This is a genomic window from Mesorhizobium sp. P2_D5 (genome assembly GCF_056404355.1).
In genome coordinates this window covers 48,711-71,483 of the sequence record NZ_JBFUEE010000009.1, presented here as the reverse complement: position 1 = coordinate 71,483, position 22,773 = coordinate 48,711, and the positions used below count along the sequence as shown (strand labels likewise).

Below are 22,773 nucleotides of genomic sequence, written 5' to 3'. Positions count from 1 at the left end.
TTTTAGGGGGAGCAGGGGGCTCGACCGGCCGTTCAAGGGAAACCTTGAGCGGCTTTTTTTTGATTCGCGATGAGGCGATTCGCCGTTTGCGGTTCGTTCGGGGGTGATCTAGATGCTCGAACCCGAATCCCTGCTTGAGTGCAATTTCATATGAGCGAACCGGAAGGCCCCTCGGAAATCGAGCCGATCGAGGATGGAGCCGAACAACGGCGAGAGCCGCTGTTCAATCTGCCACCTGTCGTCCTGGCGGTGATGGGCATATGCGCGGTCGTCTACCTGTTGCAGCAGTACGTGCTAACCCAGGAACAGCAACTGACGCTGCTCTACGACGGGGCCTTCATCCCTGTTCTCTACACCGGCAAATACGGCTTCGACTGGTTCCTTTTCACTCGCCCGTTCACCTACGCCTTCCTGCATGGCAGCTTTGCCCATATTGCCATCAACATGGTCTGGCTCGCCGCTTTCGGTTCGCCATTGGCAAATCGCCTGGGGCCGTTTCGGTTCGCGCTGTTCTTTGCGGTGACCGGGCTGGCTTCGGTTGCGCTTTTCTGGGCCATGCATCCGTACGGAGAAGCGCCGCTGGTCGGGGCATCGGGCGCTATTTCCGGCATGATGGGCGCTGCCGCGCGTTTCGGTTTCCACACCCAGCGCTCGTCGGCCGGCAAGGCTGCCTTCGCCGGCCCCGTGCTGCCAATCGCCATCGTCCTGCGCTCGCGCGGCGTCGTGATCTTCCTTGCCGTGTGGATGATCATCAACCTAGCCACTGGCCTTCTCGGCTTTGCCCCCGGAATTGACGGCCAGATCGCCTGGGAGGCCCATATTGGCGGCTTTGTCGCCGGCTTCTTCGGCCTGCGCTGGTTCGACCGACCATGGCAGGCGCCTGAATGGGACACCACCGACCGCCGCACTTGAAATGCAACCGATGACGGCGCACCATGTTCACTCTTATGTGAAGCCGGTCAGGGCAGGAACCGGCAGGCAAAGCAGAGGAGGAGGACGCCATGACGGTTAAGGCAATTCTCGAGAAGAAAGGCCATGACGTGTTGACGCTCGGGCCGAACGAAAAGCTGAGCGAAGCCATCCGCATCCTGGCCGAACACAAGATTGGCGCGCTGGTCATCACCAATGGCGATCGCAAGATCGTCGGCATTCTTTCGGAGCGCGACATCGTGCGGGTGGTCGCCAGGGAAGGTGGAGCCGCGCTCGATATCGCCGTGCGCTCGGCGATGACGCCGAAGGTGAAGATCTGCAATGAGAACCACACCGTCAACGAGGTGATGGAGATCATGACCAAGGGCCGCTTCCGCCATCTGCCGGTGGAAAAGGACGGCATGCTCGATGGCATCGTGTCCATCGGCGACGTGGTCAAGCGCCGCATCGAGGACGTCGAGCGCGAGGCCGACGAGATCAGGGCCTACATCGCCACCGCTTGAGCGGTGAACGGAAACCGCCGGCCGGCGGAGCCGCGGTCTGGCTGTGGTCGATCCTGCTCGGGTTCGAAGCGGCTGAAAAGGCCAGGCTGTGGCTTTACGCTTGTCTCTTTTGGCGGTTTGCACTAGCGAATGACTTCCACGTTCGACGTGAAATTCACGTTCAAACGTGAGTTCAGTCACCGCAAGTCGCAGGCCATCATGACCCTCATCGACACCCGTACCCCCGATGCAAAACGCCTGATCCCCGGCGCCACTGGCGACTGGGAGATCATCATCGGGCTCGAGGTCCACGCTCAGATCACCTCGGAGGCAAAGCTGTTTTCCGGCGCCTCGACCGCTTTCGGTGCAGCGCCCAATGCCAATGTCAGCCTCGTCGATGCTGCCATGCCAGGCATGCTGCCTGTCATCAACGAGGAATGCGTCAAGCAGGCGATCCGCACCGGCCTTGGCCTGAAGGCGCAGATCAACCACAAGTCCGTCTTCGACCGGAAGAACTATTTCTATCCGGATCTGCCACAGGGCTATCAGATCTCGCAGTTCAAGCAGCCGATCGTCGGCGAGGGCACGGTGACCGTCTCGGTCGGTCCGGACCGCCAGGGCGAGTTCGAGGACATCGAGGTCGGCATCGAGCGGCTGCACCTGGAGCAGGATGCCGGCAAGTCGATGCACGACCAGCATCCGACCATGTCCTATGTCGACCTCAACCGCTCCGGCGTGGCGCTGATGGAGATCGTCTCCAAGCCGGACATGCGCTCGGCCGATGAAGCCAAGGCCTATGTCACCAAGCTGCGCACCATCGTGCGCTATCTCGGCACCTGCGACGGCAACATGGATGAAGGCTCGATGCGCGCCGACGTCAACGTCTCGGTGCGCAAGCCGGGCGGCGAGTTCGGCACGCGCTGCGAGATCAAGAACGTCAACTCGATCCGCTTCATCGGCCAGGCCATCGATTATGAGGCACGCCGGCAGATCGCCATTCTCGAGGATGGCGGCAAGATTGATCAGGAAACGCGGCTGTTCGACGCCGTCAAGGGCGAGACGCGCTCGATGCGCACCAAGGAAGAGGCGCACGACTACCGCTATTTCCCCGATCCCGACCTTTTGCCGCTGGAGTTCGATCAGGCCTATGTCGACGCGCTGGCTGGGAAATTGCCGGAATTGCCGGACGACAAGAAGGCGCGGCTGATCGCTTCGCTCGGCCTGTCGACCTATGATGCGTCGATCCTGGTCTCGGAAAAGCCGATCGCCGACTATTTCGAGAAGGTGGCCGCCGGCCGCGACGGCAAGCTTGCCGCCAACTGGGTCATCAACGACCTGCTCGGGCAATTGAACAAGGCCGGCAAGGACATTGAAAACGCTCCGGTTTCGCCCGATCAGCTTGGCGCGGTCATCGATCTGATCAAGGATGGCACCATTTCCGGCAAGATCGCCAAGGACCTGTTCGAGATCGTCTGGACCGAGGGTGGCGATCCGCGCCAACTGGTCGAAAGCCGTGGCATGAAGCAGGTCACCGACACCGGGGCCATCGAGAAGGCTGTCGACGAGGTGATCGCCGCCAACCCGGACAAGGTCGAACAGGCGCGCGCCAAGCCGAGCATGGCCGGCTGGTTCGTCGGCCAGGTGATGAAGGCGACCGGCGGCAAGGCCAACCCGCAAGCCGTCAACGACCTCGTCAAGGCCAAGCTCGGTATCGCGGATCAATGAGCGGAGACGCGAAGCTGGGCAACCCGGCTAGCGGCTCGTCGGCCCTTTTGATTGCCGGCGCCGTGCTGCTTTTTGTCGGCACGTCGCTGCATCCGATGCATGAAGACCCGAATGACGCGCTTGCCGCCTTCGGTGAATATGCCGCCGACCACATCTGGTTGTTCAGCCACATGGCACAGCTTGCCGGCGTCCTGTCGATGGTTGCAGGCCTGGTGCTGATCCTTGGCCGTCTGTCGGACGGGCCGCCACGCGGCTGGGCTCTTCTGACGATCCTGTTCGGCGCGGCGTCGCTGGCGGCGGCAGCTGCCTTGCAGGGCGTCGACGGCATTGCGCTGAAAGCGGTGGTCAATGCCTGGGCGATGGCCGATGCGGCGACAAAGCCATCGTTGTTCAGCGCCGCCTTCGCCGTACGCCAGATCGAAGTCGGTTTTGCCGCGATCAGCGCCATGCTGCTCGGCTTGACGGTTCTGCTTGCCAATGTCGCCCTGCGCCGGGCCAGGCGCTGTCCCTTGTGGCTGTCGTTGCTCGGCGGTGTCGGCGCCGTGGGTGTTCTGGTCGGTGGTTTCGCGACCGCGGCAACCGGTTTCTCCGGCACTGCCATGGCGGCCAACATGCCGGGCAGCATGGTGCTTCTGGTCTGGGTGGTGCTGCTTGCCGTGGTCGACTTCCGGCGCAAGCCGGTTGCGAGATAAGCGGGAGAGGATCCATGTTCGTCCGCACCGCCAGCGAGCGCGATCTTGTTGCCGTCCGTGCGCTGCTGGTCGAGACTTGGCATGCGACCTATGATGCAATCTACGGCGCTGCCAAGGTGACCGAGATCGCCGACGACTGGCACTCGATTTCCTCGCTGCGGTCGCGGTTGACGCGGCCGAACTCGGAATTCCTGGTGGCCGATGATGGCAAGCGGATCGGCGGCATGGCTTTTGCCGAAGGCGCCCAACTGATCATGCTCAAGCAGCTCTACGTGCTGCCCAGCCTGCAGGGGCGAGGCATCGGCGGCATGCTGCTCGATGAGGTCATCGAAAGCTTCCCAGAGGCCCGCGCCATCCGTCTGGAGGTGGAGGAACAGAACATCCGAGCCATCGCCTTCTACGAGGCAAACGGCTTCTTGCGATCCGCCGATGTCGGCGAACACGCAGGTGCCTTGGGACATCGGACGCTCGTCTACATCAGGACTCTTGCTGGCTGACGTATCTGCCGGCGTATCTCGATCACCTTCGCGCGAGCACCACGACAAAGCCCTATTTTCGTTTGACGGCTTGAAAGTCCCGCAGCAAAGCTCCTTCAGCTGACCCTACCGGAAGCCGGAACAGACAGACGCGCGTGTTGGGCAGCGTTGGGGGGATTTTCATGCCGAGCTTACCGGAACTGATGCCTACACAGGTGTCGGACGAAACCTTTGGCGGCGTCACCTATCATATCGCCGGCGAACTGGTGCCCGTGCTTTCGGTCGATGTGACGCGCATGCCGGTGTATTTCGAGCATCACATCCTGCTGTGGAAGAACTCGACCATCAACATCGGCCTGAAATCGCTGAAGGGTGCGCTGAAGCGCATGATGGCCGGTATGCAGATCTTCGTCACCGAAGCGTCCGGAGCAGGGATCATTGCCTTCAGCCGCGATGGGCCCGGCCATATCGTGCCGATCCATCTCAGGCGTGGCGAGGAGATCCAGGTGCGCGAGCACCAGTTTCTCGCCGCCACCGGCAATGTCGAGTACACTTTCGAGCGCGTGCGCGGCCTGGCGACGATGCTGTTTGGCCAGAGCGGCTTCTTCATCGACCGCTTTCGTGGCGATGCCGGCGATGGCATCGTCTGGCTGCACGGCTACGGCAACGTCTTCGAGAAAACGCTCGCCGCCGGCGAAACCATCGACATCGAGCCCGGCGGCTGGCTGTTCAAGGATGTCTCGGTCAGGATGGAGACCAAGATCGATCGCCTGTCGAGCGGCTTCTTCGGCGCCAACATGAATTTCATCGTCAACCGCTTCACCGGGCCGGGCCGGGTCGGCATCCAGTCGATGTATCTGCACATGCCGACCGAGGAATAGGCGGCGATCAGATGGTTCGCGATCTTCGCAGGTTTGGGGGCATGGCTCCGGCGCGGGAGCCGGGGCGACCTGCGCTGACATTACGCTCCACCGGCATTGCTGGCCGTCATCGGTTCCGCACACGGCCATGCGTCATCTCGGCGTTTGCTGCGCCGGCTCACGACGGATATGCAGGAACATGACCAAACTGTCCCGCATTGCAGCGCTGGTGCTGCTCGCCATCATCATTTTCTCAACCCTGTCGCCGATCCAGATGCGGCCACACATAGCCGAGGCGAATGTTGAGCGCGCCTTGGCTTATGTGCTCTTGGGCTTCGTCCTGGCGCTCGGCTTCCCCAACCGCCTGTATCAAGCTGCGATTTTCGTGATTGTGACCGCCGGCGTCCTGGAACTGCTTCAAATCATTGATCCTGGTCGCCACGCGCAGTTTGCCGATGCACTCGTGAAAGCATCAGCCGGAATTGTTGGGATCTTTGTGGGGCAACTGTTCGTCAGGCCCAGCGGACGAATGGGAGAGAGGTAGGCGCGCGGCAGCAACCCGCGGCGCTAGGTGGAGCGAACGTCCACATTGTCGATCAGCCTCGTCTTGCCGAGCCAGGCGGCCGCAAGCACGCGTCCTTCACGATCGCGACGCCATGGCGCAAGCGTCAGGCTTTCACGGGCCTCGACGTAGTCGACCTTGCGGAAGCCGGCCGCGACCAGGGCACGGCTGGCCTCCGCGGTTGCGTTGTTTTGGTCGGCACCTGCCGTCAAAGCCACCGCCGTGTCGCGTAATATCACATTGAGTTGGCGGGCGATCTTGAGTTCGGCTTCATCGAGATAGGCGTTGCGTGACGACATGGCGAGACCATGTGCGTCGCGGATCGTCGGTGCACCGATGATCTCGACCGGCAGGTCGAGGTCGCGGCAGAGCTGCCTGACGACACAAAGCTGCTGGTAGTCCTTCTCGCCGAAGATCGCGCAGTCAGGCGTTGCCTGCAGGAAGAGCTTTGCCACGACGGTGGCGACACCGTCGAAAAACGTCGGCCGAAAGTCCGATTCGAGCCCGGCGGAGGGACCGCCGACCGAGATCCTGGTAGCAAAGCCGGCGGGATACATCTCGCCAACCGTCGGTATGAAGGCAAGGTCGGCCTTGGCCGCTTTCAGCCGGTCGAGGTCGTGGGCGAGCTGGCGCGGGTATTTGTCGAGGTCTTCCGTCGGCGCGAACTGCGTCGGATTGACGAAGATCGACACGACACAGCGATCGGCCCTTTCGAGTGCGATCCTGACCAGCGAGATGTGCCCGTCATGCAATGCGCCCATGGTCGGCACCATGGCGATACGAAGGCCGTCGCGCCGCCAGTCGCGGAGCTGCGCGCGCAGTGCGGCAACGCTGTCGACGATGACGAGCCGGCTCATGCGTCATCCCCGTGCTTTGTCGCCGAAAAGACATGGCCGGGGCCGGGAAATGTCCGGCTTCGCACCTCCGCAGCGTAGCGTTCGGCGGCGTGTGAGATGACGCTGCGCAGGTCGGCATATTCCTTGACGAATTTCGGCACGCGGTCGACGGTCAGCCCGACCATGTCGTCGATGACCAGGATCTGGCCGTCGCAGTCGCTGCTGGCGCCGATGCCGATGGTTGGAATGGCGATGCGGCGGGTGATGTCGGAGGCGACGGTCTCGACCGTGCCCTCGATGACCACCGAGAACGCGCCGGCGCTTTCGACCGCGAGTGCATCGCGAACCAAAGCCGCAACGGCCTCTTCGGTGCGGCCCTTGATCTTGTAGCCGCCGTCTTTCTCGACAGATTGCGGCTGGAGGCCGATATGTCCCATCACCGGAATGCCGGCAGCGACGATCGCGGCGATCTGCCGGGCCATGTCGACGCCGCCTTCGAGTTTCACCGCCTGGCAGCCGGTTTCGTCGATCATCCGCCGCGCCGAAGCAACGGCTTGCGCCGCCGAATCCTCATAGGTGCCGGCCGGCATGTCGACGACGACGCAGGCCTTGGCCGCGCCGCGCATCACCGCTTGCCCATGCGCGATCATCATCTCGAGCGAAGCGCCTAGCGTCGTCTCGTGGCCGTGCAGCACCATGGCGACGCTGTCGCCGACCAGGAGCAGGTCGACATGGTCGTCGAGCAGGCGGGCGATGGGATAGGTGTAAGCGGTGAGGCAGACAATCGGTGTGCCGCCTTTGCAGCGCCGAATCGCGTTTGCGCTGATGCGAATGTCGGTGGTCGGCATTTCCGTGGCCAATCGTCACCTCCGTCAGCCTGCAGCGGGTCGGATACCGGCCTTGGCGCGCAAAGCTTTAGAAAGACCGCAAAGGCTTGGCAAGCGCGCATCGCGCGGTCGAGAAGATCACGGGCTTGTGTCGGGTTTCCGGCAAGCCATTTGCGTGCACCCTGCGGCAAAACCCTTGCCTTCCCGAAGGCCTGACGCCATAAGCAGGAAACGGGCGCTGCCGGCGCGAGGGTTCTGAGATGAAGACTTTCCTTACGCAGTTTTTCACCTGGTGGAACAGCCAGACGCTGGGAACGCGCCTGTACACTTGGCGGCACGGCAAGAAGGTCGGCCAGGACGAGACAGGCAATGTCTATTACGAAGGCGGCATCGATTCGGAGGGCCGCACGCGCCGCTGGGTCATCTACCGGAATTATTCGGAAGCCTCCGCGATACCGCCCGGCTGGCATGGCTGGATGCATCACCGTGTCGATGTCGCGCCCGCCAGCGAGACCTACAAGCCCCGCGACTGGCAGAAGCCACATCAGCCCAATCTGACCGGCACTCCGGCGGCCTACCGCCCGAAAGGCTCGGTGCTGACCAACCAGCATCGCCCGCAGGTCACGGGCGACTATGACGCCTGGACACCCGGATCGTAACGGCCCCCGACTTGTAACGGCGCAAGGTGCAGGCCGGTCCTTTATCGCCACAATTGGTGTTTAGCTGCTTGCTGATCAAAAAACGGCGACTAGCCTTGGCGATCGACAGAATCACCCGGGCGCGAACCACCGGTACCCCTAGATGAGCTTTTTCAACCGAATATCGACGGGCGGCCTAGCGCTAGCCGCCAGTCTTGCCGTCAGCACCGCTGCCTTTGCCGCTTCGCCTGAACCGGCGCCCGCTGCACCGGCGCCGGCGGCGCCCGCAGGATCGGACCGGGTCACCAATCCCATCGCCGAGTTTGCCGGCATCGACAAGATCACCGGCCGCATCATCACCTTCGATGTCTATATCGACGAGACGGTGCAGTTCGGTGCTTTGCAGGTGACGCCGCGCGTCTGCTACTCGAGGCCGCAGACCGAGGAGCCGAAGACAGACTCCTTCGTCGAGGTCGACGAGATCACGCTCGACCGGAAGATCCGCCGCATCTTCACCGGCTGGATGTTTGCCGAAAGCCCTGGCCTCAACGCCGTCGAACATGCCGTCTATGACGTCTGGCTAAAGGAATGCAAGCAGAAGTCGGATGTGCCGGCGCCCGACGCCGCCAAGGCTGACACGACCAAAGCCGACGCGTCGAAGCCTGCCGCGGCCATGCCGAAGCCTGCCGCCACTCCGGACGTTGTAGAGCCCGAGGCCACGGACCCGGCTATCACGGAACCGGATACCACGGAACCGGATACCACCGAAGCCAACTGATCCTCTGGAACCGTCGTGGCCACCATGCGTTGGACCACGGACGACCGCGCATTCATGCGCATGGAGGATATTCCGATGTCAGACAGCAAGCGGATCACCGCCGGCAAGGCGGAATTGCTCGAACTCGAAAAAGGGTTCTGGACGGGTGACGCGGCCTACTACGCGGCCAATGCCGACACCGAGTGCCTGGTGGCGTTTCCGCAGATGGCACAGGCCATGGACAATGCCGATCTCGCCAAGACCGCAACCAAGCCCAACCGTTGGCGCGATCTCGACATCGAGCTCAAGGGAATAATCGAGCCGGGCAGCGACATCGTCATGCTAACCTACGAGGCGCATGCGACGCGTGAGAACGGCGAGCCCTACGCGGCGCTGGTCAGTACCGGCTACGTCCATCGCGTCAACGGCTGGAAGATGATGTTCCATTCGCAGACGCCGCTGCAAGCCGCGGCCGGGAAGTAAGAGGCCGGATCGTCAGGGATAGAATACGGCCTCGCCCTTCAGCGCGTCGGCCAGCATTTTCTCGTATTTGCCGCGCGGCACGTCGATCGCGCCGAAGCGCTTGAGGTGCTCTGTGGTGAACTGCGTATCAAGCAGGGCGAATCCGCGCGCCTTCAACCGCTCGACGAGATAAAATAGGCAGGTCTTGGAAGCGTCCGTCTCCCTGGCGAACATGCTTTCGCCAAAGAACACCCGGCCAAGCGATACGCCGTAGAGGCCGCCGACCAGCCGGTCCTCGCGCCATGCCTCGACCGAATGACAATGCCCTATCCGGTGCAGCTGGACATAGGCTTCGCGGATCGGCGCATTGATCCAGGTCGAGCGGCGCTCCTCGCGCCTTTCGGCGCAGCCGTCGATCGTCGCTTCGAAATCGAAATCGAAACGGATGTCGAAAGGATGCTTCTTGATCGTTTTCCTGAGGCTTTTCGGCGTGTGAAAACCATCAAGCGGGATGATGCCGCGCGTTTCCGGCCGCACCCAGAACACCTCCGGATCGCTGGCACTTTCGGCCATCGGGAACACGCCCGAGGCGTAGGCCTTGAGCAAAAGGTCGGTCGGGATGCGATAGCCGGGCGCGAAGGGGCGGGTCATCGCGTCCCCGGACTACTCTTCCTTGGCCAGATATTTTTCCAGCCAGTGGATGTCATAGTCGCCATTGGCGATGTCGGCATTGCCGACGAGATCGCGAAACAGCGGCAACGTCGTCTTGATGCCGTCGACGACGAATTCATCCAGCGCGCGCCGCAGCCGCATCATGCACTCGACGCGGTTGCGCCCATGCACGATCAGCTTGCCGATCAGGCTGTCGTAGTAGGGCGGGATCTTGTAGCCGGAGTAAACGCCGGAATCGACGCGGATGCCGAGACCGCCCGGCGTATGGAAGTGGGTGATCGTGCCGGGCGAGGGGGTGAAGGTGCGCGGATCCTCGGCGTTGATACGGCATTCGATGGCGTGGCCATTGAACTTGATGTCTTCCTGCTTGACCGAAAGTCCGCCGCCCGAGGCGACGCGGATCTGCTCGTGCACGAGGTCGATGCCGGTGATCGCTTCGGTCACCGGATGCTCGACCTGCAGGCGCGTGTTCATCTCGATGAAATAGAACTCGCCATTCTCGTAGAGGAACTCGATCGTGCCGGCGCCGGAATAGCCGAGGTCGGCGATCGCCTTGGCGCAGACGCCGCCGATGCGCGCACGCTCCTCGGCATTGAGGGCCGGCGAGGGCGCCTCTTCCCAGACCTTCTGGTGCCGGCGCTGCAGCGAACAATCGCGCTCGCCGAAATGCACGCCGCGGCCAAAACCGTCACCGAACACCTGCACCTCGATGTGGCGCGGCTTCTCCAGGTATTTCTCGATGTAGACGGCATCGTCGCCGAAGGCGGCACCGGCCTCCGAGCGCGCCGTCTGCAGGGCGACCTCGAGGTCGGCTTCGGTATGCGCCACCTTCATGCCGCGTCCGCCGCCGCCGGCCGACGCCTTGATGATCACGGGATAGCCGATCTCGCCGGCAATGCGCTTGGCCTCTTTTTCATCGGTGACCGCACCGTCCGAACCGGGCACCACCGGAATGCCGAGCCGTTTTGCGGTGCGCTTGGCCTCGATCTTGTCGCCCATGATGCGGATATGGTCGCCGGACGGGCCGATGAAGGTGATGTTGTGGGCGGCCAGGATGTCGGCGAACTTGGCATTTTCCGACAGGAAGCCATAGCCCGGATGCACGGCATCGGCGCCGGTGATCTCGCAGGCCGCGACGATCTGATGGATGTTGAGGTAGCTGTCGCGCGATGGCGGCGGCCCGATGCAGACGCTTTCGTCGGCGAGCCGAACATGCATGGCATCGGCGTCGGCGGTCGAATGCACCACCACCGTCTGGATGCCGAGTTCCTTGCAGGCACGCAGCACCCGAAGCGCGATTTCGCCGCGATTGGCGATGAGGATCTTCTGGAACATCCGGCCCGCTCTACTCGATCACGACGAGCGGCATGCCGTATTCGACCGGCGTCGCATCCTCGAACAGGATCGCCGTCACCGTGCCGGAGCGCGGCGAAGGAATCTGGTTCATCGTCTTCATCGCCTCGATGATCAGCAGCGTCTGGCCTTCCTTGACCTTTTGGCCGACTTCGATGAACGCCTTCGCGTCGGGCGATGGCGCCAGATAGGCGGTGCCGACCATCGGCGAGGTGATCGCGTTCTTCGCCACGTCGACCACTGCCGGGGCTGCCGCGGCAATGGGCTGGGCGGCTGACGGTGCATAGGCCGGCTGCGGTGCCGCGATCGCGTGCACGGCCGGGGCCTGCCGCGAAACACGCACCTTCAGGTCGCCCAGTTCAACCTCGATCTCGGTGAGGTTGGTGTCGTTCAGTATGCCCGCCAGATCGCGGATCAGCTGCTGGTCAACACCGGTCTTCTTTATCGACATTTTCGAGCCTTCTGTTTGTTGGCCGGTCATAGGCGTGCGGCCAGCGCCTGCAGGGCCAGCGTGTAGCCGAGCGGCCCAAAGCCACAGATCATGCCGACGGCAACCGGCGCGACCATGGACACGTGGCGGAATGGTTCCCGCGCATGGATGTTGGAAAGATGGACTTCAGCGACGGGCAGCGGCGCGATGGCGCGGATGGCGTCGTGGATGGCGATCGAGGTGTGGCTGTAGGCGCCTGGATTGATGACGATGCCGGCGGCCTTGTCGCCAGCTTCCTGAATCCAGTCGACAAGGTCGCCCTCGTGATTCGACTGGCGGAAATCGATCTCGAGCCCAAGTGCTGTGCCGGCCTGTTTGCAGTCCTCGGCGATCGCGGCAAGCGTCTTGCCGCCATAGATGCCCGGCTCGCGCTTGCCGAGCGCGTTGAGATTGGGACCGTTCAGGACGAAAACCGTTTTCAAAAAAGCCGACCTTTCCCCGCGCCGACATCAAGCCGGCGCGCTGGGCCCTCTATAATGGGCATAGACGCCTGCGAAAAGAGCGCAAGTGCGTTCTTTCACTGTCCACAACGCGCGGAAATGTACCCGTGAAAAATGCCCGTGAGCAAGATCAGAGCGCGGCTTTCGCCGCCTCGATCTTTTCAGCCAGCACTTCCTGCCCAAGCGCCCCGAACACCACCTCGTTACCGACGACATAGGACGGCGTTCCGGTGATCGCCAGCTTGTTGGCAAGATCGTAGGTCTTGGAGAAGGCCTCGTTGATAGACGGGTCCTTCATCTTCTCGCGCAGCGTCGCCTCGTCGGCGCCGAGCGAAAGCGCGATCTTGATCGCCGCCGCCTCGGTAGCGCGTCCCTGGCCGCCGAGCAGTGCGTTGTGGAACTCGCCATACTTTTCCGGCTTCATCAGGTGGAACGCCATCGAAACCACGCTCGCCTTCTGCGAATCCGGTCCGAGGATCGGGAATTCCTTGAGCACGAAGCGCAGGTCGGGATCGGACTTGGTCAGCGCCCGCATGTCGTCGATGGCGCGTTTGCAGAAGCCGCAATTGTAGTCGTAGAACTCGACGATGGTGACCTTGCCGTTCGGGTTGCCGACGACGCCGTCGAATGCCGAGTTGAAGATCTGGTCCTTGGCATCCTTGATGACACCCATATGGGCGATGCGCTGCTCTTCCTTCTGCTTGGCTTCGAGCGCGTCCTGAACCTCCAGAAGCACTTCCGGGTTCTTCAACAGATAGTCGCGGATGATGCCTTCGACCTCGGTGCGGTCGATCTTGGTGTCGGCCTCTGCCGTCTGGGCCGGCTGCGCCGTACCGGCCTTGGCAATCTGTGGGTTTCCGGCCACGAATCCGAAAGCCAGCATGGCCAGGGCGGCCACGGCCCCCGTGGTGCCCAGCAGCAGTGCCTTTTTCATCGTTCCTGTTCCTTCTACCTGTTTTTCCGGCCCGGTTCGTCTGACTGTGTCGCAGCGTGCCGCCGGAAGGTTCACTTGATCTTGGTCTTTGGTGCGTAGTTTATGATGTCCTGGGCGCGAAGCCAGCGCGGTTCGCCGCGCTTCATCTGCTGCTGTGCCCGCATGGCGAAGATCTTAGCATCCTTATAGTTGCCGGAATAGAAATGACCTTCGGCGGTGGCAAGTTCTGCGCCCGGTATGTCACCCAGTTCGCCATAGGCCTGCGCAAGGTAGCGGTAACCGGCCGCATTTTCCTTGTCTCGCTGCAGACCATTGTTGATCTGCACGACGGCTTTCTTGAGGGATTCGGGCGTACCGACGGCCATCAGCGCCTGGCCAAGCGAGACAGGTAGCAACCCCGACCGCGCCGGGTCGAGGCTGACTGCCTTGGCATAGGCATCCGCTGCCTCTTTGGGCTTGTTCGCCTTCATCAGGATGTCGCCGCGCAGTTCCTGGAAATATGCATTCTTCGGCTGCGCCTTGATCAGTGCATTGGTCTTGGCGAGCGCGGTGGCTATGTTGCCGAAGAGGTACGTCGACTCGGCATCGCCATATTGTGCGGCAAGGCTGCCGGGCATCTTGCGCATCAGCCGCGCCAGCCCCGCCTGGCCTTCCATATAGACGGCGATCTTCATGCGCATCATGTCGTGCCGCTGCTGGAGAGCCGGCGGGTCGACCTTGTCGACATTGGGGCTCTGTTTCACCAGCACTTCGAGATTGGCGATGCGGTCCTGCGGCATCGGATGGCTGATCCGGTAGGGATCGACCTGGGCGCCCGACAGCGACAGCGCCGTCTGGAAACGCTGGAACGTCTTCAGCATGCCCATGCCGGACTGGCCGGTGGCGTTGAGATAGGTGATCGCCGAGCGGTCGGCGGTTATCTCCTCGGTGCGCTGATAGGCGAGGATACTTCGCTGCGCCATCTCGCCGCCGCCCGCCGCCATGCCGATACCGGCGCCTGCAAGGCCCCGGCTGTTGGTGGTGGCACCGGCGACCATGGCGCCGGCGCCTAGCAATGTGGCGATGATGGCCATCGTCTTGGCACGTTCGAGCTGTTCGCGCAGCTTCTGCTGGTGGCCGCCGGCGATATGGCCGGCTTCGTGGGCAATGACGCCGATGATCTCGTTGGGTGTCTCGGCCGTCATCAGCGCGCCGGTGTTGATGAACAGCCGGCGCCCGGTGACGAAGGCGTTGAAACTCTGGTCATTGACCAGCACGATGTCGATGCCGTCGTTCGCCAGCCCAGCCGCCTTGAAGATCGGCCGCGCATAGTCGCGCACCAGCGCCTCGATCTCGGCGTCGCGTACCACAGGCACGTTCTGGGCGAAGGCGCTGACCGAATCCGCCAACGCGACGGCAACGCCAAGCGAAAGCGTCGCAAAGACGCGCGCTGTCCGGGCAATCGTCGATCTGGGTCGGCTCAACATGATGGTTCCACTGGTAGACGAGCGGGCGAAAGATGAAAAGTCAGCGCCGGAAACTTCCTCAACTTGTGATCCTCACATCAATCGGGCATTTGTGCGGCGCATGCGCCCGAGTTTGGCGCCTTCAACCATCGGGAATACTGGTTAAATGGTCGTTTCGCTCTCACGTCGTGGCAATGTCGAGCCCTTCCACGCCATGGACATTCTGGCCGAGGCAAACCGCCTGAAGGCCCAGGGCGTGCCGGTTGTTTCCATGGCCGTCGGCCAACCCTCCGACCCAGCGCCGATCGGGGTCCGCGCGGCAGCGGCCAGGGCCTTGCAGGACGGACGCATCGGCTACACCGACACGCTCGGCCTCGCCGCGCTGCGCAAGGCGATCGCCGAACACTACGCCGATCACTATGGCCTCGATATTTCACCGAGCCGGATCGCGGTGACCACCGGATCGTCGGCCGCCTTCAACCTTGCCTTCCTGGCGATGTTCGATCCGGGCGACCGCGTCGCCATCGCCGCGCCCGGCTATCCCGCTTATCGCAACATCATGGCCGCGCTCGGCATCGACGTGGTCGAGATCGAACTCGGCGACGCCGCCTACCTGCATGCCGGTCATCTGGAAACCGCGCATCGCGAAAAGCCGCTGAAAGGCGTGTTGTTTGCAAGCCCGGCCAACCCGACCGGCGCGGTCATACCGGCCGATGAGCTGGCGGCCCTGGTGAGGACGGCGCAGGAGCTCGGCATCGCCGTCATCTCCGACGAGATCTACCATCGGCTGGCCTATGCCGCCCCCGACACCACCGCACTTGCCTATGGCGGCGACGTGACGGTGATCAACTCGTTCTCGAAATATTACTGCATGACCGGCTGGCGCATCGGCTGGATGGTGTTGCCCGAAGAACTGGTGCGGCCGGTCGAGCGCGTCGCCCAAAGCCTCTACATCTCGCCGCCGGAACTGTCGCAGATCGCCGCGATCGAGGCGTTCAAGGCGACTGAGGAGCTGGAAGCGGTGAAAGGTCGCTACGCCTGGAATCGCGAGCTGTTGATGAAACGCCTGCCGGAACTCGGCTTTCCGCTGGCGGCACCGATGGACGGCGCCTTCTATGCCTTTTGCGATGTCACCAAGCACACCAACTACAGCATGGCCTTCGCACGAAAGATGTTGGCGCAGGCGCATGTCGCGGCGACGCCAGGCCGCGACTTCGACACCCAGGCGGGGCACCGCACGATGCGTTTCTCCTATGCCGGCAGCCACGACGACATGGTCGAGGCGATGGCGCGCATTGAACGCTGGTTGAGGTAGCACCATGCCCGAACTCGAACAGGCGCTCGCCGAAGTCGCCGCCGAAATGGCCGAACGCACCGATCGCGGCGCTGTTGCCACCTACATTCCGCAGCTCGGCAAGGTCGACCCCAAGAAGTTCGGCATTGCCGCCGTCACCAATGACGGCCGCGTGCTGATGGCGGGCGATGCCGATCAGGCCTTTTCGATCCAGAGCATCTCGAAAGTGTTCACCTTGACACTGGCGCTCGGCAATGTCGGCGATGCGCTGTGGCAACGGGTCGGACGCGAGCCGTCAGGCAATCCGTTCAACTCGATCGTCCAGCTCGAGCATGAGAACGGCATTCCGCGCAATCCATTCATCAATGCTGGCGCCATAGTCGTTTCCGATATCCTGCTTGCCGGCCACCAGCCGCGCGAGGCGATCGGCGAAATCCTGCGCTTCATCCAGTTCCTGGCCGACGACGAGACCATCATCATCGACCGCGAGGTCGCGGCCTCCGAACGCGCCACCGGCTATCGCAACTTCGCGCTTGCCAACTACATGAAATCCTTCGGCAATCTCAACCATGCGCCGGAGCTGGCGCTGGGTGTCTATTTCCACCACTGCGCCATCGCCATGAGCTGCCGGCAATTGGCGCTCGCCGGCCGCTTCCTCGCCAATGGCGGCAAGAATCCGGCGACCGGACATAGCGTGGTGTCGGCCGAGCGGGCGCGCCGCATCGGCGCCATGATGCTGACCTGCGGCCATTATGACGGCTCGGGCGACTTTGCCTTCCGCGTCGGCATTCCCGGCAAGAGCGGCGTCGGCGGCGGCATACTGGGCATCGTGCCGGGCGTAGCCTCGCTCGCCGTCTGGTCGCCCGGCCTCAACGCCAACGGCAATTCCAAGCTGGGCTCGATCGCGCTGGAAAAGCTGGCCAGGATGATGAACTGGTCGATCTTCGCGCCGTAGAGCGGTCTATTGTTCACGGAAACGCCGCTCGACCGATAAACTTCATGCCCACCGGGTAAATCTGCAAAAACTGCCTTGACTACAGTAATGTCGTCCCTTCTTGTTGATGACGACTGCAAAGGGGTAGCACCAGTCCTTGAACAAGACGGGTCCCCTGACGCAGTCTTCTGTTTCAAACCCTGTCTGCAGCGAAAGAGAACGAGTCATGCCCATCGGACGCGTAGGACAGGAATTCATCGTCAATTCGACGGCAACCGGCGGTCAGGTTAGCCCAGCGATCACGGAACTGGCCGATGGCCGCTTCGTGGCCACCTGGCAGTCTTATGACACCGGCGACGGCGATAGCATCTGCATCCGCGGACGAATTTACAGTGTCGACGGCAAGGCGATAGGCAGCGACTTCATCGTCAATTCGACGGCAACGGGCTATCAGAATGCCCCAGCGATCGCGGGGCTGGCCGATGGCCGCTTCGTGGCCACCTGGCAGTCTTATGACACCGGCGATGGCGATGGCCTCTGCATCCGCGGACGGATCTACAATGTCGACGGCAATGCGGTCGGCAACGACTTCATCGTCAATTCGACAGCGGCGGGCAATCAGCTTAACCCAGCGATCACGGTGCTGGGTGACGGACGCTTTGTGGTCACTTGGGAGTCAACTGACACTGATGCCGACATCGGCGCCTGCGTCCGCGCCCGAATCTACAATGTCGACGGCAGCGCGGCCGGGAGCGACTTCGTCGTCAATTCGACGGCAACGCACGACTATCAGGTCGAACCAGAGATCACGGCGCTGGCCGATGGCCGCTTCGTGGCCACCTGGACTTCCTTTGATCTCGGCGACGGCTCTGGTTCCTGTATCCGCGCCCGAATCTACAATGTCGACGGCAGTGCGGCCGGCAACGACTTCATCGTCAACTCGACGACAACGGGCTATCAGAATGCCCAAGTAACCACGACGCTGGCGGATGGCCGCTTCTTGGCCTCTTGGGTGTCCGATGACATTGGCGACGGCAGCGGCGCCTGCATCCGCGCCCGAATCTACAATGTCGACGGCAGTGCGGCCGGGAGCGACTTCATCGTCAATTCGACAACAACGGGCTATCAGGTTAACCCAGCAATTACGGCGTTGGCCGATGGCCGTTTCGTGGCCGCTTGGCAGTCCGATGACACCGGCGACGGCTCTGGCACCTGTATCCGCGCCCGCGTCTACAATGCCGACGGCATAGCGGCCGGCAGCGACTTCATCGTCAATTTGACGGCAAGCAGTGATCAGTACACCCCAGCGATCACGCCACTGGCCGATGGCCGCTTCTTGGTCACTTGGCAGTCATTAGACAGTGGTGATGGCAGCAGCGGCTGCATTCGTGCTCAAATCTTCGATCCTACCATCTTTGTCGGCACCTCCGCAGATGACGTCTGGCAAGGCAGCAATGTCTTCGCCGACCACATCAACGGCGGCGACGGCGCCGACACGCTGTCGGGTCTTGGCGGCAATGATACGATCAGCGGCGATGCGGGCAACGACGTCCTCAACGGTGGTGCCGGCGCCGATACAATGAAAGGCGGCATCGGCAACGATACCTACTGGGTCGACAATGCCGGCGATCATGTCACTGAGGCCAATGGCGAGGGCACCGATACAGTCAACAGTACCGTGTCCTTCAATCTCTCCGGCCAGGAACTGGAAAACCTGACGCTGACGGGCACGGGTGATATCAACGGCACCGGCAACTCGATTGCCAACATCATGTCAGGCAATTCAGGCATCAACACGCTAATCGGGCTTGGTGGCAACGACACGCTGGATGGCAAGGGCGGCGCCGACACCATGCAAGGCGGCCTCGGCGACGACACCTACTACGTCGACAATGCCGGGGATATCGTCGATGAGAGTACTGCCGGCGCCAACGGCACCGATATCGTCAATGGCTACATCTCGATCAACCTTGGCGATGCCGCCCACTTCAAGGGCAATATCGAGAATGTCGCGCTGCTCGGTGCGGTCGCGATCAACGCCACCGGCAACAGCCTGGCCAACACGCTGACCGGCAATTCCGGCAACAATGTGCTGGATGGCATGGGTGGCGCCGACACGATGAGAGGCGCTCAGGGCAACGACAGCTACTATGTCGACAATGCGGGCGATATCGTCAGTGAGAGCACCGCCGGCGCCAACGGCACCGACACCGTCAATGGCTTTATCTCGATCAACCTTGGCGACGGCAACCATTTCACGGGCAATATCGAGAACGTCGCGCTGCTCGGTGCGGCCTCGATCAACGCCACCGGCAACAGCCTGGCCAACACGCTGACCGGTAATTCCGGAAACAATCAGCTAGACGGCAAAGGTGGCGCCGACACGATGAGAGGTGCTCAGGGCAATGATGGCTACTATGTCGACAATGCCGGCGATATCGTCAGTGAGAGCACCGCCGGCGCCAACGGCACCGACACCGTCAATGGCTACATCTCGATCAACCTTGGCGATGGCAACCACTTCACGGGCAACATCGAGAACGTCGCACTGCGCAGCGCGGCCTCGATCAACGCCACCGGCAACAGCCTGGCCAATACGCTGACCGGCAATTCCGGTAACAACGTGCTGGACGGCAGGGGCGGCAACGACACGATGTCCGGCAGCACCGGCCAGGACATCTTCGTCTTCACCACGGCGCTCAATGCCTCGACCAATGTCGACCGCATCACCGACTTCTCGGTTGCCGATGACACCATCCGGGTCGACAACGCCCTCTTTGCCGCGCTTGGCGGCAACGGCACGCTGACGGCGGACCAGTTCGTCAAGAACACCACCGGCCTTGCCGGCGACGGCAGCGACCACATCATCTACGAGACCGACACCGGCTGGCTCTACTATGACAGCAATGGCAGTGCCGCCGGCGGCTCAACCCATTTCGCTACACTGGCCGCAAACCTGGCGCTGACCAACGCCGATTTCGTCGTGGTGTAAGGTCAGAAGTACCACCAGTCCTTGACCAGGACGGGATACTCTGATGCAACCTTTAGGTGCAGCCAATGCCATGCTGGCGGCTGGCCATTTTAAACCCTGCCTGCAGCGAAAGAGAACGAGTCATGCCCATTGGACGTATCGGACAGGACTTCATCGTCAATTCGACGACAATGGGCAGTCAGTTTGGCCCCGCGATCACGGCGCTGTCCGACGGCCGCTTCGTAGGCACCTGGATGTCCTATGACCCCGGCGATGGCGATGGCTTGTGCATCCGTGCCCGCCTCTACAACGCCGACGGTTCAGCGGCCGGCAACGACTTCATCGTCAATTCGACAGCAACGGGCGATCAGTATAGCCCTGCAATCACGGCGCTGGAGGGCGGCCGCTTTGTGGCCACCTGGCAGTCAGAAGATCACGGCGACGGCATCGGCAATTGCATCCGCGCCCGAATCTACAACGCCGACGGTACTGCGGCCGGCAACGACTTCATCGTCAATTCGGCGGCAACGAGTGGCGGGAATTCCCCCGATATCACGGCGCTGGCCGATGGCCGCTTCGTGGCCACCTGGGAGTCCTATGACCTCGGCGAGGGCAGTAGCATCCGCGGCAGTTACATCTACGCCCGCCTCTATAACGCCGACGGTTCAGCGGCCGGCAACGACTTCATCGTCAATTCGACGACAGCAACATACACCGAGTTTGTCCCCGCGATCACGGCGCTGGCCGATGGCCGCTTCGTGGTCACCTGGCAGTCCTACGACAGTGGCGACGGTAGCGCCAACGGCATCCGTGCCCGCGTCTACAACGCCGACGGTTCTGCGGCCGGCAACGAATTCATAGTCAATTCGACGATAACCAACAGCTATAGTGTCCATAGTGCCCCCGACATCACGGCGCTGGCCGATGGCCGCTTCGTGGCCATCTGGCAGTCCTACGACACCGGCGACGATAGCGGCATCCACGCCCCGTCTCTACAACGCCAACGGTTCGGCGGTTGGCAACGACTTCATCGTCAATTCGACGATAACCGACGCCCAGCTTAGCCCCGCAATCACGGCGCTGGCCGACGGCCGCTTTGTGGCCACCTGGTATTCCTATGATGCCGGCGACGGCGATAGCAGCTGCATCCGCGCCCGCGTCTACAACGCCGACGGTTCAGCGGCCGGCAGCGACTTCATCGTCAATTCGACGGCAGCGAACAGCCAGTTTTACCCGGCAATCACGGCGCTGGCCGATGGCCGCCTCGTGTTCACCTGGGACTCCTATGATGGCGGCGACGGCGGCTCTTGGGTCCGCGCCGCGATCTTCGACCCGACCGTCTTTGTCGGCACCGCCGCCGATGACATCTGGCAAGGCAGCAATGTCTTCGCCGACCACATCAATGGCGGCGACGCCAACGACACACTGTCGGGCCTTGGCGGCAATGATACGATCAGCGGCGATGCCGGCGCCGATCTGATGAGCGGCGGTACCGGCGACGACACCTACTTCGTTGACAATGCCGGAGACCATGTGGTCGAGGTGAATGGTCAGGGCATCGATACAGTCAACAGCACCATCTCCTTCAACCTCTCGGGCCAGGAGTTGGAGAAACTGACGCTGATCGGCAGCGGCAATGTCAATGGCACCGGCAACTCGATCGCCAATGTGATCACCGGCAACTCCGGCAACAACGTCATCGACGGGCTCGGCGGCGCCGACACGATGAGCGGAGCGCAAGGCAACGACACCTACATCGTCGACAATGCCGGGGATCATGTGATCGAGGTTAATGGTCAGGGCACCGATACGGTCAACAGCTCCATCTCTTTCAATCTCTCCGGCCAGGAACTGGAAAACCTGACGTTGACTGGATCGGCGAACATCAACGGCACCGGCAATTCCTTCGCCAATGTCATCACCGGCAATTCTGGCGCCAACACGCTGATCGGACTTGACGGCAGCGATACGCTGGACGGCAAGGAGGGCGCCGATACGATGCAAGGCGGCATCGGCAACGACACCTACTTCGTCGACAATGCCGGCGATATCGTCAGTGAAAGCACCGCCGGCGCCAATGGCAACGATATCGTCAACAGCTACATCTCGATCAGCCTTAGCGATGGCAACCACTTCACGGGCAATATCGAGAATGTCGCACTGCGCAGTGCAGCCTCGATCAACGCCACCGGCAACAGCCTGGCCAACGCGCTGACCGGCAATTCGGGTGCCAACACGCTGATCGGCCTTGGCGGCAACGACACGCTGGATGGCAAGGAAGGTGCCGACACCATGCAAGGCGGGGCAGGCAACGACACCTACTTCGTCGACAATGCCGGCGATATCGTCAGTGAAAGCACGGCCGGCGCCGACGGCACCGATATCGTCAATGGCTATATCTCGATCAACCTTGGCGATGGCAACCACTTCACGGGCAACATCGAGAACGTCGCGCTGCGCAGTGGGGCCTCGATCAACGCCACCGGCAATAGCCTGGCCAATACGCTGACCGGCAATTCCGGTAACAACGTGCTGGACGGCAGGGGCGGCAACGACACGCTGAGCGGCAGCACCGGCCAGGACATCTTCGTCTTCACCACGGCGCTCAATGCCTCGACCAATGTCGACAGCATCACCGACTTCTCGGTTGCCGATGACACCATCCGGGTCGATAACGCCATCTTTGTCGCGCTTGGCGGCAACGGCACGCTGACAGCCGACCAGTTCGCGAAGAACACCACCGGCCTTGCCGGTGACGGCAACGACCACATCATCTACGAGACCGACACCGGCTGGCTCTATTATGACAGCAACGGCAGTGCCGCTGGCGGCTCGACCCATTTCGCCACACTGGCCGCAAACCTGGCGCTGACCAACGCCGATTTCGTCGTGGTGTAAGGTCAGAAGGCACTTCGGTTTCCGTCGACGATGCTCTCTGCGCCAGCGGTTTCACACTTTGAATGGCTTTAGCGTTTCGCGACTAGCCGGAACGC

Annotated in this window: 23 protein-coding genes; 15 read left to right on the top strand and 8 right to left on the bottom strand. The window is 62.2% G+C overall.

The window, feature by feature from the left end; all coding sequences use genetic code 11:
• Positions 1 to 150: 150 nt before the first annotated feature.
• The 7 genes from AC1DYW_RS29250 (at position 151) to AC1DYW_RS29220 (ending at position 5,709) form a co-directional block, all read left to right on the top strand.
• Positions 151 to 912: a rhomboid family intramembrane serine protease gene (locus tag AC1DYW_RS29250; RefSeq protein ID WP_477228506.1), complete on the top strand. Its 762-nt coding sequence runs from the start codon at positions 151 to 153 to the stop codon at positions 910 to 912.
• Between the two features lie 89 nt (positions 913 to 1,001).
• Positions 1,002 to 1,433: a CBS domain-containing protein gene (locus AC1DYW_RS29245; RefSeq protein ID WP_184870665.1), complete on the top strand. Its 432-nt coding sequence runs from the start codon at positions 1,002 to 1,004 to the stop codon at positions 1,431 to 1,433.
• Between the two features lie 198 nt (positions 1,434 to 1,631).
• Positions 1,632 to 3,137 (top strand): Asp-tRNA(Asn)/Glu-tRNA(Gln) amidotransferase subunit GatB, encoded by a 1,506-nt coding sequence (gatB, locus tag AC1DYW_RS29240; RefSeq protein ID WP_477228603.1) that lies wholly within the window; start codon positions 1,632 to 1,634, stop codon positions 3,135 to 3,137.
• Positions 3,134 to 3,829: a hypothetical protein gene (locus AC1DYW_RS29235; RefSeq protein ID WP_477228505.1), complete on the top strand. Its 696-nt coding sequence runs from the start codon at positions 3,134 to 3,136 to the stop codon at positions 3,827 to 3,829. Before gatB ends, AC1DYW_RS29235 begins: the two co-directional genes overlap by 4 nt.
• Positions 3,830 to 3,843: 14 nt before the next feature.
• Entirely contained in the window at positions 3,844 to 4,326 is a 483-nt protein-coding gene (locus AC1DYW_RS29230) for an N-acetyltransferase family protein (RefSeq protein ID WP_477228504.1), read from the top strand.
• Positions 4,327 to 4,487: 161 nt separating this feature from the next.
• Entirely contained in the window at positions 4,488 to 5,186 is a 699-nt protein-coding gene (locus AC1DYW_RS29225) for an AIM24 family protein (RefSeq protein WP_095090716.1), read from the top strand.
• A gap of 178 nt (positions 5,187 to 5,364) precedes the next feature.
• A complete protein-coding gene (locus AC1DYW_RS29220; RefSeq protein ID WP_457153304.1) occupies positions 5,365 to 5,709 on the top strand; it encodes a VanZ family protein in 345 nt (114 codons plus the stop codon).
• A 23-nt stretch (positions 5,710 to 5,732) separates the two neighbouring features.
• Here the strand turns inward: AC1DYW_RS29220 and panC are convergent, their stop codons facing one another.
• Entirely contained in the window at positions 5,733 to 6,584 is an 852-nt protein-coding gene (panC, locus tag AC1DYW_RS29215) for a pantoate--beta-alanine ligase (RefSeq protein ID WP_457153303.1), read from the bottom strand.
• Positions 6,581 to 7,423 carry a 3-methyl-2-oxobutanoate hydroxymethyltransferase gene (gene panB / locus AC1DYW_RS29210; RefSeq protein ID WP_477228503.1) on the bottom strand — a complete coding sequence of 281 codons (843 nt, stop codon included), beginning with the start codon at positions 7,421 to 7,423 and terminating at the stop codon, positions 6,581 to 6,583. Before panB ends, panC begins: the two co-directional genes overlap by 4 nt.
• A gap of 227 nt (positions 7,424 to 7,650) precedes the next feature.
• Between panB and AC1DYW_RS29205 the strand changes: the two genes are divergently transcribed.
• From AC1DYW_RS29205 to AC1DYW_RS29195, 3 genes are all read left to right on the top strand, one after another.
• Positions 7,651 to 8,049, top strand: coding sequence for an NADH:ubiquinone oxidoreductase subunit NDUFA12 (locus tag AC1DYW_RS29205; protein ID WP_457153301.1), 399 nt, complete (start codon positions 7,651 to 7,653; stop codon positions 8,047 to 8,049).
• A gap of 142 nt (positions 8,050 to 8,191) precedes the next feature.
• Positions 8,192 to 8,806: a DUF2155 domain-containing protein gene (locus tag AC1DYW_RS29200; protein ID WP_477228502.1), complete on the top strand. Its 615-nt coding sequence runs from the start codon at positions 8,192 to 8,194 to the stop codon at positions 8,804 to 8,806.
• A 75-nt stretch (positions 8,807 to 8,881) separates the two neighbouring features.
• Positions 8,882 to 9,268 (top strand): hypothetical protein, encoded by a 387-nt coding sequence (locus AC1DYW_RS29195; RefSeq protein ID WP_457153299.1) that lies wholly within the window; start codon positions 8,882 to 8,884, stop codon positions 9,266 to 9,268.
• A gap of 12 nt (positions 9,269 to 9,280) precedes the next feature.
• On the opposite strand, the gene aat is transcribed toward AC1DYW_RS29195, so the two are convergent.
• The 6 genes from aat to AC1DYW_RS29165 all read right to left on the bottom strand — a co-directional run bounded on the left by aat (position 9,281) and on the right by AC1DYW_RS29165 (position 14,602).
• Positions 9,281 to 9,898 (bottom strand): leucyl/phenylalanyl-tRNA--protein transferase, encoded by a 618-nt coding sequence (gene aat / locus AC1DYW_RS29190; RefSeq protein ID WP_477228501.1) that lies wholly within the window; start codon positions 9,896 to 9,898, stop codon positions 9,281 to 9,283.
• A 12-nt stretch (positions 9,899 to 9,910) separates the two neighbouring features.
• Positions 9,911 to 11,254 carry an acetyl-CoA carboxylase biotin carboxylase subunit gene (accC, locus tag AC1DYW_RS29185; RefSeq protein ID WP_095090710.1) on the bottom strand — a complete coding sequence of 448 codons (1,344 nt, stop codon included), beginning with the start codon at positions 11,252 to 11,254 and terminating at the stop codon, positions 9,911 to 9,913.
• A 10-nt stretch (positions 11,255 to 11,264) separates the two neighbouring features.
• Positions 11,265 to 11,723 carry an acetyl-CoA carboxylase biotin carboxyl carrier protein gene (accB, locus tag AC1DYW_RS29180; RefSeq protein ID WP_457154931.1) on the bottom strand — a complete coding sequence of 153 codons (459 nt, stop codon included), beginning with the start codon at positions 11,721 to 11,723 and terminating at the stop codon, positions 11,265 to 11,267.
• Positions 11,724 to 11,749: 26 nt separating this feature from the next.
• Positions 11,750 to 12,184, bottom strand: a complete 435-nt coding sequence (gene aroQ / locus AC1DYW_RS29175; RefSeq protein ID WP_095090709.1) for a type II 3-dehydroquinate dehydratase — start codon at positions 12,182 to 12,184, stop codon at positions 11,750 to 11,752.
• Between the two features lie 148 nt (positions 12,185 to 12,332).
• Complete coding sequence (locus AC1DYW_RS29170; protein ID WP_095090708.1) at positions 12,333 to 13,136, bottom strand: DsbA family protein; 804 nt, start codon at positions 13,134 to 13,136, stop codon at positions 12,333 to 12,335.
• Between the two features lie 71 nt (positions 13,137 to 13,207).
• The gene (locus AC1DYW_RS29165) at positions 13,208 to 14,602 is read right to left on the bottom strand and encodes a M48 family metalloprotease (RefSeq protein ID WP_477228500.1); all 1,395 of its coding nucleotides are present in this window, start codon (positions 14,600 to 14,602) and stop codon (positions 13,208 to 13,210) included.
• Positions 14,603 to 14,747: 145 nt separating this feature from the next.
• Between AC1DYW_RS29165 and AC1DYW_RS29160 the strand changes: the two genes are divergently transcribed.
• From AC1DYW_RS29160 to AC1DYW_RS29140, 5 genes are all read left to right on the top strand, one after another.
• On the top strand, positions 14,748 to 15,896 hold the full coding sequence (locus AC1DYW_RS29160; RefSeq protein WP_477228499.1) for a pyridoxal phosphate-dependent aminotransferase: 1,149 nt from the start codon (positions 14,748 to 14,750) through the stop codon (positions 15,894 to 15,896).
• Between the two features lie 4 nt (positions 15,897 to 15,900).
• Entirely contained in the window at positions 15,901 to 16,830 is a 930-nt protein-coding gene (locus AC1DYW_RS29155) for a glutaminase (protein ID WP_095090705.1), read from the top strand.
• A 205-nt stretch (positions 16,831 to 17,035) separates the two neighbouring features.
• Positions 17,036 to 19,801, top strand: a complete 2,766-nt coding sequence (locus AC1DYW_RS29150) for a beta strand repeat-containing protein (RefSeq protein WP_477228498.1) — start codon at positions 17,036 to 17,038, stop codon at positions 19,799 to 19,801.
• Positions 19,802 to 19,866: 65 nt separating this feature from the next.
• Entirely contained in the window at positions 19,867 to 20,844 is a 978-nt protein-coding gene (locus AC1DYW_RS29145) for a hypothetical protein (protein ID WP_477228497.1), read from the top strand.
• Positions 20,845 to 20,878: 34 nt separating this feature from the next.
• Positions 20,879 to 22,678 carry a calcium-binding protein gene (locus AC1DYW_RS29140; protein WP_477228602.1) on the top strand — a complete coding sequence of 600 codons (1,800 nt, stop codon included), beginning with the start codon at positions 20,879 to 20,881 and terminating at the stop codon, positions 22,676 to 22,678.
• The last annotated feature ends 95 nt before the right edge of the window (positions 22,679 to 22,773 follow it).

Coding starts and splice junctions, on each gene's coding strand:
- AC1DYW_RS29205 (WP_457153301.1), top strand. CDS start 7,651: ATGAAGACTTTCCTTACGCAGTTTTTCACCTGGTGGAACAGCCAGACG.
- AC1DYW_RS29160 (WP_477228499.1), top strand. CDS start 14,748: ATGGTCGTTTCGCTCTCACGTCGTGGCAATGTCGAGCCCTTCCACGCC.
- AC1DYW_RS29165 (WP_477228500.1), bottom strand. CDS start 14,602: ATGTTGAGCCGACCCAGATCGACGATTGCCCGGACAGCGCGCGTCTTT.
- AC1DYW_RS29145 (WP_477228497.1), top strand. CDS start 19,867: ATGCCATGCTGGCGGCTGGCCATTTTAAACCCTGCCTGCAGCGAAAGA.
- AC1DYW_RS29235 (WP_477228505.1), top strand. CDS start 3,134: ATGAGCGGAGACGCGAAGCTGGGCAACCCGGCTAGCGGCTCGTCGGCC.
- AC1DYW_RS29195 (WP_457153299.1), top strand. CDS start 8,882: ATGTCAGACAGCAAGCGGATCACCGCCGGCAAGGCGGAATTGCTCGAA.
- accB (WP_457154931.1), bottom strand. CDS start 11,723: ATGTCGATAAAGAAGACCGGTGTTGACCAGCAGCTGATCCGCGATCTG.
- AC1DYW_RS29200 (WP_477228502.1), top strand. CDS start 8,192: ATGAGCTTTTTCAACCGAATATCGACGGGCGGCCTAGCGCTAGCCGCC.
- AC1DYW_RS29230 (WP_477228504.1), top strand. CDS start 3,844: ATGTTCGTCCGCACCGCCAGCGAGCGCGATCTTGTTGCCGTCCGTGCG.
- aat (WP_477228501.1), bottom strand. CDS start 9,898: ATGACCCGCCCCTTCGCGCCCGGCTATCGCATCCCGACCGACCTTTTG.
- AC1DYW_RS29150 (WP_477228498.1), top strand. CDS start 17,036: ATGCCCATCGGACGCGTAGGACAGGAATTCATCGTCAATTCGACGGCA.
- AC1DYW_RS29225 (WP_095090716.1), top strand. CDS start 4,488: ATGCCGAGCTTACCGGAACTGATGCCTACACAGGTGTCGGACGAAACC.
- accC (WP_095090710.1), bottom strand. CDS start 11,254: ATGTTCCAGAAGATCCTCATCGCCAATCGCGGCGAAATCGCGCTTCGG.
- AC1DYW_RS29250 (WP_477228506.1), top strand. CDS start 151: ATGAGCGAACCGGAAGGCCCCTCGGAAATCGAGCCGATCGAGGATGGA.
- AC1DYW_RS29155 (WP_095090705.1), top strand. CDS start 15,901: ATGCCCGAACTCGAACAGGCGCTCGCCGAAGTCGCCGCCGAAATGGCC.
- AC1DYW_RS29245 (WP_184870665.1), top strand. CDS start 1,002: ATGACGGTTAAGGCAATTCTCGAGAAGAAAGGCCATGACGTGTTGACG.
- panC (WP_457153303.1), bottom strand. CDS start 6,584: ATGAGCCGGCTCGTCATCGTCGACAGCGTTGCCGCACTGCGCGCGCAG.
- gatB (WP_477228603.1), top strand. CDS start 1,632: ATGACCCTCATCGACACCCGTACCCCCGATGCAAAACGCCTGATCCCC.
- AC1DYW_RS29220 (WP_457153304.1), top strand. CDS start 5,365: ATGACCAAACTGTCCCGCATTGCAGCGCTGGTGCTGCTCGCCATCATC.
- AC1DYW_RS29170 (WP_095090708.1), bottom strand. CDS start 13,136: ATGAAAAAGGCACTGCTGCTGGGCACCACGGGGGCCGTGGCCGCCCTG.